Here is a 13,337-nt window from a genome sequence, read left to right as displayed (position 1 = left end):
CGCCCAGATATCTTTTTAGTTAGCAAAATATTTTAAAATCTTTTCTTCAGTTAAATTATTTCTTTCTTGTCCTGTAACATCTAAAACAACTTGTCCATCCTTTAAAATTATGGTGCGATTGCCATACAATAAAGCATCTTTAAGTTGATGAGTGATCATAATACAAGTTAAATTATCTGTTTTAACTACTTTATCTGTCAATTCTAGTAGTCCGCGACTTGTATTAGGATCTAAAGCAGCAGTATGCTCGTCTAATAGTAATACATCTGGCCGAGTGATAGTAGCCATTAAAAAACTAAGTGTTTGACGTTGCCCACCAGATAAATTACCTGCAAAGGTATTTAACCGCTCCTGTAATCCATTAGGAAGTTGGGCGGTTTTTTCTTTGAAGAAGTCCAGCTGTTGGTCAAGTTTTCTTAATTTTAAGGTGCGGCGTTGACCACGCTTAGTAGCTAGTAATAAGTTTTCAGCTACTGTCATTCTAGGTGCGGTTCCCATTTTAGGATCTTGAAAAACTTGGGCAATATATTTTGTTCTTTTGACATCGTTTAAGCGAGTAATATTTTTTCCTTTAAGAAAAACTTCACCACTAGCTGGCATCAAGGAGCCATTGATAACATTTAATAAAGTAGATTTTCCCGCCCCATTAGTTCCGAGTAAGGTAACAAAGTCTCCTTGATGAAGAGTAAGATTTAAATTCTTTAGGATCTTTTTTTCATCACTGCTGCCCGCATTAACAACGGTGTTAATATTTTTAAGTTTTAAAATCTCTTGGTTCATGGCTTTTCTACTCCTTTCTTAATTGATTTACGTAAATGAAATTTATTTTCAAAAAGTGGCAACATTAAGCAAATTGCTAAAATGATTGCTGAGAGTAATTTAAAGTCATTAGTACTAAATCCGAGTTGTAAAACAATTAATAAAACAAAGCGATAAAGAATGCTACCGACGACAACAGCAATTAAACGTGCTGTTAACGAAAGATTGCGATAAAAAACTTCTCCGATGATAATTGCAGCTAGTCCAATAACAATTGTCCCGATTCCTTGGTTAACATCAGCGTAACCACTATTTTGGGCGATGAGGCCACCACTTAGCCCAATTAAACCATTTGAAATCATGAGGCCTAAAATCTTCATGTTATCAGTATTAATTCCTAGAGAACGAGCCATTTTTTCATTGTCACCAGTTGCAATAAAACTTTGACCTAATTCTGTATTAAGAAACAAAGCAACCAAAATTACAATTACTACTGCAGCGATTAAACCAACTGTTACACTGGCAAAACCATCTGGCAAATTAGCTAAAAACTTTCCACTAAAAAGTGTGGCATGGTTTAAAAGTCCAACATTAGCTTTACCTAAAATGTGGAGGTTAACTGAGTAAATTCCTGTCATAGTTAAAATTCCGGCTAGTAAAACTGGAATTTTCCCTTTGGTATAAAGTAAACCAGTGACTGCTCCAGTGATTAAACCAGCAATAAAAGAAAGCAGGGTAGCAACCCAAGGATTAACGCCGTGGACTAAAGAACTCACACAAACAGCTGCACCAAAAGGAAAAGTTCCTTCAACAGTCATATCAGCAATATCTAAAATTCGAAAACTTAAGTAAAGACCTAAAGCTAAAATTGCCCAAATTAATCCTTGACCAATGGTTGAGGTAATTAAACTCATTTAATAATACTTCCTTTCTTTTGTGCTTGTTTAATAATTGCGGTTGGAATTTGAAGATGCAACTCATTTGCAGCTTTTTCGTTGATGATTGTGGAATAGTTGTGGATAACTTTAACTGGAATTTCACTAGGATTTTTTCCTTTTAAAACTTCAGCAGCAATTTTTCCAGTAGCTTTTCCCATATCAAATTGGCTAACATAAGTTGCAGCAACCCCACCACTTTTTACCATTGCATCAACGGCCGGGAAAACGGGTAGGTGAGCTTGATTAGTGATTTTAATTAAGCTCGAAAATCCTGAAGCTACTGTATTATCAGTTGGGACATAAACTGCTTGAACTTGGCCAGCCATGGTTTGAGCTACTTGCTGGATATCATTGGTTGAAGTAATAGTATAGGGATGCACACGTAACTTGCGTTGCTGGGCAAGTCTTTTGAATTCTTTAAATTCTGAGGTAGAAGAATCATCACTTGAAGTATAAAGAACGCCAATGTCTTTTAATTTAGGAAGAAAAGCTTGAATTAAATCGAGTTGTTGCTTAATTGGTTGCATATCTTTAACTCCAGTAACTTTTCCACCGGGGTGTTCTAGACTATGGACAAGTCCACTACCAATTGGATCACTGATTGCTCCCATAATAACTGGTGTTTTTCCTGGCTCATTAGCTAGTGCTTGAGCAGCTGGAGTAGCAATACCAATAGTAACTTTAGCGTTTTTTTGAATAAAACGGTCACTCATTGATTTTAAGTTGCTTTGATCTCCTTGGGCATTTTCAAAATCAATAGTAATGTTTTTGTGGTTAACGTACCCATCTTCTTTAAGTCCAGCAATAATTCCACGATGGATTTCATCTAAAGAGGGATGGCTAACAGTTTGTAAAATTCCCACTATTGGTTTACTAGCAGAATTATTAGTAGCATTATCGTTGGATTCAACAAAAAATGCTGTTATTAAAAATATAAATAAAAGTATGATAGTTGTGACTAATTTTTTCATATAAATAGCTCCAAGTAAAAAAGCATCCCCTGCTAATAAAACAGGAGATGCAGTAAAAGCAAAACCCGCAGCAGGGTAAAAAGATACTCTGTGCGGGTTTAAATTATAAAAGAAAATTACCAGCACAGATACGAAACCTACTTGGGTCGTATCTGTTTACCAGAAACAACCCTAATGCTGGAATTGCCAACGAAGATTTGTTTGAGCTTGCATAGTAATTTTCCTTTCTAAGAAATTGATTTAATATTTGATTTTATTATATCAATTATTTTTTTTAATTCAAATATATTTTAGACTTTAAAGCCCATCTGTTTTCTCAAACTAGCATACAGTGGACGACCACCTAAGGTTGAAAGAACTACTGAAGCAATAAAGACAGCCATAATCATGGGTAACACTTGCTCTACGGTTCCTACGATTTCTGTCAAAAGCATGATTGCAGTGAAAGGAGCATGGAGACAGGCACCTAAGTAGGCAGCCATTGATACAATAATAATGTTAGTATAATTTGCACTGGGAATTAAGTGGAGGTGGATTAAAATAGTAGAAAAAATTAATCCTAAAAGCGAGCCTAAAACTAAATTAGGCATAAAAATCCCACCTGGTAAGGAACTGGCATAACAAATCATTGAAAAAACAAAACGTAAAATGAAGAAAATAATTGGAATTAATAACCAGGTCAGATCACCTAAACGTTCTTGCTTAACAATAATGGGATTGTGGTAGAGAATATCGATTAAAGAATGAGATCCACCTAAGGTCCGCGGAAAAATTAATCCGATGGGGATAACTAAAAGAAAAGGAATAATACTATGATATAGTTAGAAAATATTATGTAGATTATATCAAATACTAGTTATTGAATTAATAACTAGTATTTTTTAAATTGAAAAATAATATTTTGATATATTATGATATAATAAAATGAGAAAGGAGGATTTATGAAGGCAAGAGAAGTTCTTACTACATTAAATATTAGTCGCTCAACATTAATGCGTTATCGAAGACGTGGATATATCCGTGCTAAGGAACTACCTAACGGTCATTTTGACTTTAATGCAGATGACGTTTTTGCATTAAAGCTTAAGGGCAAGAAGCGTATTTCACTAGCTTATGCACGTGTTTCTACTTATAAACAAAAAAATGACTTAAAACATCAAGCTGAGGAATTAAGAGAATTTGCTGAAGCTAAGGGAATTGAATTAACTCAAGTCTATCAAGATATTGCTTCAGGTATTTCCTTTAAGAACCGTGATGATTTTTTTAAACTTTTAGACTTAGTTTTACAAGGGAAAGTTAAACAAGTAGTTATTACTCATAAAGATCGCTTATCACGTGTTGGCTTTGATCTATTTAAGTATTTATTTGACCGCTATAATACAGAAATTGTAGTAATTTCAGATGAAGAAAATCCTAAAACAGACCAACAAGAACTTTTTGAAGAGATTATCAGTTTGCTTCACTGTTTTTCAATGAGAATGTATTCTCATCGTAGATCTGAAAGAAAAAAACTTGAAAAGCGTTTAAAGGATTTGAAAGATTAAGCTTGTACTTTTAGAAAGGAGGTGAAAATTTTGACAAGAAAAAAGGTTGTTTCAAGAAGTTCTACTCAGTATGAATATCTAGCTAGCACTTATTATGTTAAAGGCAATCATTTACTTGATCAGGCAAGCCAGAGCGCTCATAAACTCTATAATGCAGCGCTTTATCAGTTAAGACAAAGTTTGTTTAAGCGTAAAGGCTGGTTATCTTATCAAGACTTAAATAGAATTTTTAAGCAAAAGTATGAGCAACGTGAAAGCATGCTCTACCACGCTTTTCCTTATGTTCAATCTGCTCAACAGACTTTAAAAGAAACTACTCATATTTGGAAAGCTTGGGCTGCTGCTTTAAAAGCTTATCAGGTAAACCCGAGTAAATTTAGTGGTAGACCTAGAATACCTAGATATCTTAAAGGTAGCGTACGTCATGCATTTTATGTAACTAATCAAAACGCTAAGATTAAGGACGGATATTTAGTGATTCCAAAACTTGATTTTAAATTAAAATTGCAAGCAAATATCGAAAAAATTCAAAGAGTAATTTTTAAACCAGTCTTTGGTGGATATAAAGTAATAGTTCCTTATAAGACTAATAAGAAAATCGCCTACTTACCTGACAATCATAATTATATTGGTATTGATCCAGGTATTGACAATGCTTTTGCTTGTGTATCAAATAATGGTCAAAAACCATTATTAATCAATGGTAAAGCTTTAAAATCAATCAATCAGTATTACAATAAAGAACGTTCAAGACTAAAAAGTTTGCAAGCTAAATATCATCAATTAGAAACTATTATAAATACTAAACAAGGACAAAAGCCAGTTTATCAAGAAACTAAGGCTATGAAACATTTAACCAATTGGCGTAATCGCAAGATAGAACAATTTGCACACAAAGCATCTAAGCGTATCGTTGAATATGCGCTAAGCTGTGATGCAAATACAATTGTGATTGGTAAGAATAAAAATTGGAAAAGAAGTGCTGATATGGGGAAAAGAAATAACCAAAATTTCATTGGTATTCCTCATGATAAAATGATCCAGTTGATCAAATATAAGGCTAATTTAGTAGGAATAACTGTGATAGCTACTAATGAAGCTTATACCAGTCAAACAAGCTTTTTAGATCAAGAAAAACCTTGTTGGAATAATGGTAATAATAGCCGTAAAAAGCAAGGAATCCATCCAGCTAATAGACGCATTCATCGAGGACTTTTCAAAAGTAATGATGGAAAGTTAATAAATGCGGACGTTAATGGAGCTTTTCAAATAATCAAAAAAGTATTCCCTAAAGCAGAATTTGCCAAAGGGATAGCGGGCTTAGTGTTAAGTCCAGTTAAATGGAATCCTGTTATTTAAACAGGCACTTAACAAAGAAAATAATTGACTTAATGAGTAGTCGAATCGTTGATTTTCAAGTAAAGTTGTCTATTAGTTTTGCTTAAAGGAAAAATTAAGTAGAGCGTTATAAAGTAGTTTTGAAATGATATGAGAGATAAAAATTAAGTATTCTTATATACAAAGGCCTTAAAATGTATTCAAATAATACAATTTGATATAATGTACATAATATTTTCTAACATTGACGTGGAATGATTTTTAATTTGCTAAAAATCCATTTAGCATTGAGCAAACTCCACTGGTATGAATAAGCCAGAAGACCAGCTCCAATCCCTACTAATACTAATGACCAATAAGAAGAAACAGGTAATTTATGGGCGATGGGTAAATATAGTACTGGGCGATTTCCAAAGAAAATTAAAGTAACTAAATCAGCAGAGGCAGCTGCAGCTAGTGCAGTCAGTACTTCTTTGGGTTTAAATGAAGAAGAAATTTCTTCAACTAAGAAGAAAACACCTGCAAAAGGGGCACTAACAGCTGCACTTAAACCAGCCGCAATTCCAGCATATTGCAGAATTTTAGTATCTTGCGGATTAGTGTAAAAGAAATCATTTGCATAACCAGTCGCAATCATTGCTCCCATTTCAATACAAGGACCTTCACGACCCAAGAATAATCCAGGCGCAAGTGCTAAAAGAGTCCCAATAAATTTGCGCCAAAGAATTGTAAACCAAGGCATGGAATTTTCATCTAAGAGCATGGCTTGAAGTTGAGAAATTCCTGAACCAGCCAAATTATTAATTTGTGGCTTAATAATTTGTCCCACTACAAAACAGAGCAAGATGGTAAAGATAATAAATGGAAGTATCCAAACTGGGTGGGAAGATAAATAGGGATACAAAACATACAATAATTTGATACTGTGATCTAATAGAATTCTAAAAATGCTGACAACAAGTCCAATACTCAAACCTATGAAAATACCTTGGCCTAATATTCTTAATATAGTAGAGGTAAAAGGCTTAGCGAGAATTTTTTTCGCAGGTAACACAAAATTCCTCTTTTCTAATGAAAATACTTAGAATATTATATAGCGACACCTGTTTCATATGAAACTATTTTTTAAAATAATACTTATTATTTTATTTTTTCAAGTAAGGGTGGTATTGTAAAGATGAAGGCAGAAAGATAAACCTTTTTCCTTCCTATTACAAGCTAGTAATAGTTCATATTTAGATAGAATCCAACTATCTTATTCATATTATTTTCCCCCAAAAAATTACTTTCCTAGTTATACTTAATTAACTATGAAAAAAGGTACTATCAAATCAGATTGATAGTGCCTTTTCATTTGGAATTATAAAATTAATTTTCCCAGTAAGAAGATTACGAGAATAATAAGTAGGGGAACTAAAATATAAGCTGCTATAGAAAAAATTATAATCGCAGCAATTATAAAAAAGACAATTTTAATGATACCAATCCCTAGCTTAAGCAAGAGCCAGATGATCAAAATTGCTAGTAAAAATGATAAAAGAGAAATCATGAATAACTCCTTCTAAATAATAAGCTTAAGTTTATTATACAAAAATAGATAGGAAAAAGTTTTAGAAAAAGAAAATTTAGGGCTTTTTAAATATATATCCATAAAAGTATCTCATATATTTTTAATAGATTAAGGAATTCGTAAGAAGCTATAATTAAATGCATATAAATTACTTAATTGACCAGAATTAGGTAATATTAAGATACAGACAAACAGAAAAAGAAATATGAGAGGAAAATAATTTATGAATAAAGATTCGGGCTTAAAAGACAAATTAAAAGGAAAAGCAAAAGAAGTTGAAGGAAAGGCACAACAACTTAAAGGAAAAGCAAAAGAAAAAGCAGAGAAGCTTAAAGAAGATTTAGAAAAGAAAAAAGCAGAATTGGAAGAGAAATAATAGATAATTTAAAATTAAAAATTTAAAGGAGGTTCACTATGTTACATTGGATTTGGGTACTAATTGTTGGAGGCCTGATTGGAGTAATTGCAGGAGCAATTACTCACAAAGGTGGCTCAATGAATTGGATTTTGAATATTATTGCTGGTTTAATTGGGTCTTCGGTAGGTGAATGGTTACTTGGTGCATGGGGACCTCAATTAGCAGGAATGGCAATTATTCCTTCGATATTAGGAGCAGTAATTTTGGTAATAGTTGTATCATGGATTTTGAATATGGCAAGAAAGTAGCTGAAAGGCTGCTTTTTAATTTGGAGAAAAAGAATTTCTATTTTTCTATTCTGCGCTAAGAAAAAATAACGAGTATAATATTTTTGAAAGAATTGAAATAAAGTAGGTAAAAATAATGATTTTAATTTCATGGAATATTGATTCTCTAAATGCTGCATTAACCAGTGATTCAGATAGAGCTAAAGAAACACGTAAAGTTTTACAAACTATTACTGCTAATAATCCCGATGTAATTGCAATTCAAGAAACAAAATTACGTTCTACTGGTCCTACAAAAAAACATCAAGAAATTTTAGGACAAATGTTTCCAGAATATAATTATGTCTGGCGCTCATCGGAAGAACCAGCTAGAAAAGGTTATGCTGGAACAATGTTTTTATATAAAAATACTTATGCACCGCAAGCCTCTTATCCAGTAATTGATGCCCCAGATACAATGGATTATGAAGGAAGAATTTTAACTTTAGAATTTGAAAAGTTTTTTGTGACCCAAGTATATACTCCTAATTCTGGTAATGAATTAAAACGCTTAGAAGATCGACAAATTTGGGATCAGCAATATACTGAGTATTTAAAAAAACTTGATGCTCAAAAGCCGGTTATTGCAAGTGGTGACTACAATGTGGCCCATGAAGAGATTGATTTGAAGCATCCCGCAAACAATCATCATAATGCTGGCTTTACTGATAAAGAACGCTCAGGCTTTCATAAATTATTAGAAGCTGGCTTTACTGATACCTTTAGAAAAGTTAATGGAAAAGTGGAAGGACAGTATACTTGGTGGGCACAAAGAGTTCGTACTAGTAAACAAAATAATTCAGGGTGGCGGATTGATTATTACCTCGTTTCCAACCGAATTGCTGCTAATATTAAACGCTCAGAAATGATTGACAGTGGTGAAAGAAAAGATCACTGTCCAATTTTATTAGAAATTGAAATATAAGGGAGTAATAAAATGAAAAAAATTGATAGTTTTGCCCATATTTTACCTAAAAATTATTATCAAGAGATGCTAAAAATTGATAAAACAATTCCTCAGAAGTTCCCTTTTATTAATATTCCAGCACTAGTCGATTTAGATGAAAGAATCAAAACATGGCCAGCTAAAGATATAAAACAGGTACTTTCTTTTGCAAATATTAATGCTGAAGATTTTGCAGAATCTAATGAAGCAGCACAGTTAGCTCAAGCAGGTAATCGAGAACTGGCAAAGATTATTGAAAAATTTCCGGATTATTTTGAAAGTGGAGTAGGAATGTTGGCCTTAAATAATGTAAAGGCTAGTTGTGACATTTTAGAAGAGATTGCACATTCCTCTTCTTTGGTGGGAGCTCAAATTTTCACTCGTCATTTAGGTAAAAGTATTGCTGCACCTGAATATGAGCCAATTTTTGCAACTGCTGCTAAATTAAATGTGCCACTTTGGCTACATCCAGTATTTGACGTGCGTAAACCAGATAATAATTTAGTATTTTCTTGGGAATATGAATTATCGCAAGCAATGCTGCAATTAGTACAGGCAAATATTTTTGAAAAATATCCCACAATAAAAATTATTATCCATCATGCTGGAGCAATGGTACCATTTTTTGCTGGAAGAATTAATCATATTTTGCCTCAAGAGCAGGCAGCAGATTTTAAAAAGTTCTATGTTGATACTGCTATTTTGGGTAATGCGCCAGCTCTTAAATTAGCATTAGATTACTATGGAAGTGATCATGTACTGTTTGGGACTGATGCCCCATTTGGGGTAAAACCAGCAGGTGCAACTAAGATTATTGTAGATGCACTTGAAGAGTTAAACTTACCAGTTACCAAGATGGAGGATATTTTTTATAAAAATTATCAAAAGCTGGTTAGTGGTGAATAGTAATGAAGAAAAAAATATTTTTGCTTAGTTTACTAACTACTATATTAGCTATTTTAACAACTGGTTGTGGAAATCAAAATTTATCAGCTAAAACTACCAAAGTTACTGCAACACCAACATTATTTTTTCATGGTGGAGGTAGCTCTTATCATGCTGAAGAGCAGATGGTTCAAGCTGCAGAAAAAGCGGGAGTTACTCATTCAGTAATTCGAGCAAATGTTGATAAAAAGGGCAAAGTCTCTTTAATTGGTACTTGGTCAAAAAATGCAAAAAATCCGATTGTCGAAGTAAATTATGAAAATAACCGCAATATGAATTTTAAAGTGTACGGACAATATGCTACAAATGTGGTAAAGACATTACAAAAGACATATGGTATTAAAAAGATGAATATGGTTGGACATTCTGCAGGAAATATTTCAATTATCTACTATATGTTACAAAATGGTCAAAATAAAAAAATGCCGCAGCTACAAAAACAAGTAGATATTGCAGGACATTTTGCAGGACTTGATTTTGCTCGGGCTCCTAAGAGTATTCGTCAACCAGCTAACTTGAAGCTAAATAGTGCAGGTAAACCAAATAAGATGAATGCATCGTATAAAGAAATGACAAAAGTTAGAAAAATTTATCCTAAAAACCAGGTTGCCGTTTTGAATATTATTGGTGATATTGGTGGAAAAACAGATGGAACTGTACCTAATGTATCTTCTTTATCATTAAAGTATTTAGTAGCAACTAGAGCAAAATCATATAAAGTTGTTAAGTTTACAGGAAAAAACGCCCAACATTCAAAATTACATGAAAATAAACAAGTCGATAAAGTATTGATAAAATTTTTATGGAATAAATAAAGTGAAATCTCAACTACAGAAAAAGTAGTTGAGGTTTTTTAGAAAGAGACAAGGCTATGGGACAAAAAGATGAATTACTATTAAATACTAACAAGCAAAACATTTGGACTCGTATCAAAGAAGAGCTAAAAGCGGCTAGTTCATTTACTTGGGTAGTAGCATTTATTAGTGAAAATATGCTGACACCACTTAAGGTAATCTTGGAAGATTTAGCCGAAAATAACGTAACAGGCACACTGATTACTGGTAGTTATTTAAATTTCAATAGTCCTAAAGTATTTGAAGAATTACAAAAAATTCCCAATTTAACTGTAAAAATTGCTCAAGAAGATGGTTTTCACGCAAAAGGCTACTTATTTGATCATCCGAATCGACAAACCATAATTATTGGCAGTGCCAACTTTACGCGCAGCGCCTTACTAAAAAATTATGAATGGTCACTAAAAGTAGATTCGTTAGAAAACGAAGTGCTAACCCAGCAACTAAAACAGGAAATACTAAATCTATCGCAAACTTCTATTCCCCTAACAACTAAATGGCTTAAAGAGTATGCACGTAATTGGCAACCGATAAAACAAGTAGCTTTGTCTAAACATACTGAAAAAATTACTCCTAATGCTATGCAACAAGCAGCCTTAGAAAAATTAACTGAGTTAATGAAACAAAAGAAAAATAAAGCTTTGATTGTTTCAGCTACAGGAACAGGGAAAACATATCTAGGAGCTTTTGCAGTCAAAAAATTTCAACCACAAAAATTTTTATACCTTGTTCATCGCCAACAAATTGCAGAAAAATCTCTAACTAGTTTTGAAAAAGTGCTGGATGAAACTAAAGAAAAATTTGGGATTTTTAGCGGAACTAGTCATGATTTAAGTAAAAAATATACTTTTGCGACTGTGCAAAGTATGAGCCAAGATGAAATCTTAGCAAAAATTCCTCCTGAAACGTATGACTATATTTTAATTGATGAAGCGCATCGGACGGCGGCGCCGAGCTACCAAAAAATTATGCGGCATTTTAAACCGAAATTTTGGTTAGGGATGACAGCAACTCCTGAACGAATGGATGAACAAAATATTTTTGAAATATTTGATTATAATTTAGCTTTTGAAATTAGATTAGCAGATGCTTTAAAGCAAGGAATGTTAACTCCATTTCATTATGTGGGAGTACAGGATTATGAGGCTAATGATGAAGTAATTACTGAAACTAGTAATTTGCGTAAGTTAACTTCAGAGGCGCGAGTAAATTATCTATTAAAGGAAATTCAATACTATGGCTATTCAGGAGAAAAAGCAAGAGGTCTAGTTTTTTGTAGTAAGCTTGACGAAGCAGCAGAGTTAGCAAAACTTTTTACACAAAATGGTCACCCAGCATTCGCTTTAACAAATGCTGATAGCAACAAAAGACGTCAAGAGGTTGTTAACCAACTAAAATCAGGAGCGATAGAATATATTTTTACGGTGGATTTGTTTAATGAAGGAATCGATATTCCAGAATTAAATCAAATTATTATGCTCCGCAACACGCAGTCGAGCATCGTTTTTTTGCAACAGCTTGGAAGAGGATTACGTAAATACCCCAAAAAAGATTTTGTAACGGTAATTGACTTTATTGGAAATTATAAAAATAATTATCTAATTCCGATGACATTTAATGAAAAAGCGCAGTTGGATAAAGATCGATTGCGTAATAAGGTGCGTTTTCCAGAAACAATTGATGTCTCGACGATTAACTTTACGCAAATAGCAAGTCAAAAAATTTTAAACTCTTTAGCAAAAATTAAACTAGATTCAATTGCAAATTTACGCCAGCAATATTTAGAAGTTAAAAATCGCCTTGGGCGGGTGCCATATTTGCAGGATCTCTATCAAGTGCAACCATCCCTGCCAATGTTATATGCAAATAATAAATTGTTAAACCACTACGGAGACTTTTTACAAAAAATGGGTGAAGAAGTACTACTAACTGATTGGCAGAATCAGGTATTAACTTTTCTAACTAAAGAATTACTAAATGGAAAAAGAATTCATGAGTTATTGTTGTTAAAAATGCTATTGAAAAATAAGATGGTCGAGTTGGCGGAATTCAAAGCTGAACTTAAAAAAGCCCCAGCTTACTACAATGAAGAAATTTTATCGTCGATAATACACATCTTGTCGCTTAATTTTTTTGATGTCAAACAAGGCAAAACTACTAAAAAACAACAGTATGGCAATCAAAGCTTGATAGAGTTTAGTAAAAATAACTTCTCTTTAAACAAGGAATTAAATGCCAGTTTAAAAAATCCAGAATTTAAAAAATTATTTCAGGATGTAGTAGAAACAGGACTACTATTGAGTAAGGATTATCACCAAACTCAACAATTTACTTTATATCAAAAATATTCACGCAAAGATGTTTGTCGCTTGCTAAATTGGCCAAAAGATGTTTCTGCACCAATGTATGGCTATCGTGTAGATGAAAAAGAGACCCCAATTTTTGTTACTTATCAAAAACAAGATGAGACTAAGAGAAATGCTGTTTATAAAAATAATTTAAGTGATGGCAAAAGATTGCGTTGGTATACTCGCAGTCCGCGGCATTTAAATTCACCAGAGGTTGATAAATTGCTGAATACGCCTAATATGAAAATTCATGTTTTTATTAAAGAAAGTGATGCTTGGGGAAAGCAATTTAGTTATTTGGGACAAGCCACAATAGATAGAGAAACGATCAAAGAAGAAGTAATTGGGCCAAAGAAAAAATCAGTGGTAGGAATGGACTTACTATTAGCGACTCCTTTAACCGAAAGCAAAAAAGAAGAAGTATTGGGAGAAAATTAATA

13 protein-coding genes are annotated in these 13,337 nt (G+C 32.9%); 8 read left to right on the top strand and 5 right to left on the bottom strand.

The window, feature by feature from the left end; translation table 11 throughout:
• Positions 1-15: 15 nt before the first annotated feature.
• The 4 genes from FP435_RS07855 to FP435_RS07840 all read right to left on the bottom strand — a co-directional run bounded on the left by FP435_RS07855 (position 16) and on the right by FP435_RS07840 (position 3,474).
• On the bottom strand, positions 16-780 hold the full coding sequence (locus FP435_RS07855) for an ABC transporter ATP-binding protein (RefSeq protein WP_265483732.1): 765 nt from the start codon (positions 778-780) through the stop codon (positions 16-18).
• Positions 777-1,673 carry an ABC transporter permease gene (locus FP435_RS07850; protein WP_265483731.1) on the bottom strand — a complete coding sequence of 299 codons (897 nt, stop codon included), beginning with the start codon at positions 1,671-1,673 and terminating at the stop codon, positions 777-779. Before FP435_RS07850 ends, FP435_RS07855 begins: the two co-directional genes overlap by 4 nt.
• Complete coding sequence (gene trpX / locus FP435_RS07845) at positions 1,670-2,668, bottom strand: tryptophan ABC transporter substrate-binding protein (RefSeq protein WP_265483730.1); 999 nt, start codon at positions 2,666-2,668, stop codon at positions 1,670-1,672. Before trpX ends, FP435_RS07850 begins: the two co-directional genes overlap by 4 nt.
• A gap of 290 nt (positions 2,669-2,958) precedes the next feature.
• Complete coding sequence (locus tag FP435_RS07840; protein ID WP_265484658.1) at positions 2,959-3,474, bottom strand: chloride channel protein; 516 nt, start codon at positions 3,472-3,474, stop codon at positions 2,959-2,961.
• A gap of 135 nt (positions 3,475-3,609) precedes the next feature.
• Between FP435_RS07840 and FP435_RS07835 the strand changes: the two genes are divergently transcribed.
• Positions 3,610-4,212, top strand: a complete 603-nt coding sequence (locus FP435_RS07835) for an IS607 family transposase (RefSeq protein WP_265483729.1) — start codon at positions 3,610-3,612, stop codon at positions 4,210-4,212.
• 30 nt (positions 4,213-4,242) lie between these two features.
• Positions 4,243-5,571, top strand: a complete 1,329-nt coding sequence (locus FP435_RS07830) for an RNA-guided endonuclease InsQ/TnpB family protein (RefSeq protein WP_265483728.1) — start codon at positions 4,243-4,245, stop codon at positions 5,569-5,571.
• Positions 5,572-5,788: 217 nt separating this feature from the next.
• On the opposite strand, the gene FP435_RS07825 is transcribed toward FP435_RS07830, so the two are convergent.
• Positions 5,789-6,604, bottom strand: coding sequence for a chloride channel protein (locus tag FP435_RS07825; protein ID WP_265483727.1), 816 nt, complete (start codon positions 6,602-6,604; stop codon positions 5,789-5,791).
• Between the two features lie 739 nt (positions 6,605-7,343).
• On the opposite strand from FP435_RS07825, the gene FP435_RS07820 reads away from it, so the two are divergent.
• The 6 genes from FP435_RS07820 to FP435_RS07795 all read left to right on the top strand — a co-directional run bounded on the left by FP435_RS07820 (position 7,344) and on the right by FP435_RS07795 (position 13,335).
• Positions 7,344-7,496, top strand: coding sequence for a CsbD family protein (locus FP435_RS07820; RefSeq protein ID WP_265483726.1), 153 nt, complete (start codon positions 7,344-7,346; stop codon positions 7,494-7,496).
• 38 nt (positions 7,497-7,534) lie between these two features.
• A complete protein-coding gene (locus FP435_RS07815) occupies positions 7,535-7,786 on the top strand; it encodes a GlsB/YeaQ/YmgE family stress response membrane protein (protein WP_265483725.1) in 252 nt (83 codons plus the stop codon).
• 115 nt (positions 7,787-7,901) lie between these two features.
• Entirely contained in the window at positions 7,902-8,729 is an 828-nt protein-coding gene (locus tag FP435_RS07810; RefSeq protein ID WP_265483724.1) for an exodeoxyribonuclease III, read from the top strand.
• A 12-nt stretch (positions 8,730-8,741) separates the two neighbouring features.
• Positions 8,742-9,656 carry an amidohydrolase family protein gene (locus tag FP435_RS07805; protein WP_265483723.1) on the top strand — a complete coding sequence of 305 codons (915 nt, stop codon included), beginning with the start codon at positions 8,742-8,744 and terminating at the stop codon, positions 9,654-9,656.
• Positions 9,657-9,658: 2 nt separating this feature from the next.
• The gene (locus FP435_RS07800) at positions 9,659-10,510 is read left to right on the top strand and encodes an alpha/beta hydrolase (RefSeq protein WP_265483722.1); all 852 of its coding nucleotides are present in this window, start codon (positions 9,659-9,661) and stop codon (positions 10,508-10,510) included.
• A gap of 56 nt (positions 10,511-10,566) precedes the next feature.
• A complete protein-coding gene (locus tag FP435_RS07795) occupies positions 10,567-13,335 on the top strand; it encodes a DEAD/DEAH box helicase (RefSeq protein ID WP_265483721.1) in 2,769 nt (922 codons plus the stop codon).
• The last annotated feature ends 2 nt before the right edge of the window (positions 13,336-13,337 follow it).

It is taken from the genome of Lactobacillus sp. PV037 (genome assembly GCF_014522345.1).
In the GTDB taxonomy this organism is placed as follows: Bacteria; Bacillota; Bacilli; order Lactobacillales; family Lactobacillaceae; genus Lactobacillus.
The sequence above is the reverse complement of the archived record's forward strand: the minus strand, read 5'-3'. Positions and strand labels throughout refer to the sequence as shown.

Bases quoted from the DNA above. Each gene is read 5' to 3' on its own strand.
- FP435_RS07850 (WP_265483731.1), bottom strand. From the start codon at position 1,673: ATGAGTTTAATTACCTCAACCATTGGTCAAGGATTAATTTGGGCAATT.
- FP435_RS07815 (WP_265483725.1), top strand. From the start codon at position 7,535: ATGTTACATTGGATTTGGGTACTAATTGTTGGAGGCCTGATTGGAGTA.
- FP435_RS07810 (WP_265483724.1), top strand. From the start codon at position 7,902: ATGATTTTAATTTCATGGAATATTGATTCTCTAAATGCTGCATTAACC.
- FP435_RS07835 (WP_265483729.1), top strand. From the start codon at position 3,610: ATGAAGGCAAGAGAAGTTCTTACTACATTAAATATTAGTCGCTCAACA.
- FP435_RS07820 (WP_265483726.1), top strand. From the start codon at position 7,344: ATGAATAAAGATTCGGGCTTAAAAGACAAATTAAAAGGAAAAGCAAAA.
- FP435_RS07855 (WP_265483732.1), bottom strand. From the start codon at position 780: ATGAACCAAGAGATTTTAAAACTTAAAAATATTAACACCGTTGTTAAT.
- trpX (WP_265483730.1), bottom strand. From the start codon at position 2,668: ATGAAAAAATTAGTCACAACTATCATACTTTTATTTATATTTTTAATA.
- FP435_RS07800 (WP_265483722.1), top strand. From the start codon at position 9,659: ATGAAGAAAAAAATATTTTTGCTTAGTTTACTAACTACTATATTAGCT.
- FP435_RS07805 (WP_265483723.1), top strand. From the start codon at position 8,742: ATGAAAAAAATTGATAGTTTTGCCCATATTTTACCTAAAAATTATTAT.
- FP435_RS07795 (WP_265483721.1), top strand. From the start codon at position 10,567: ATGGGACAAAAAGATGAATTACTATTAAATACTAACAAGCAAAACATT.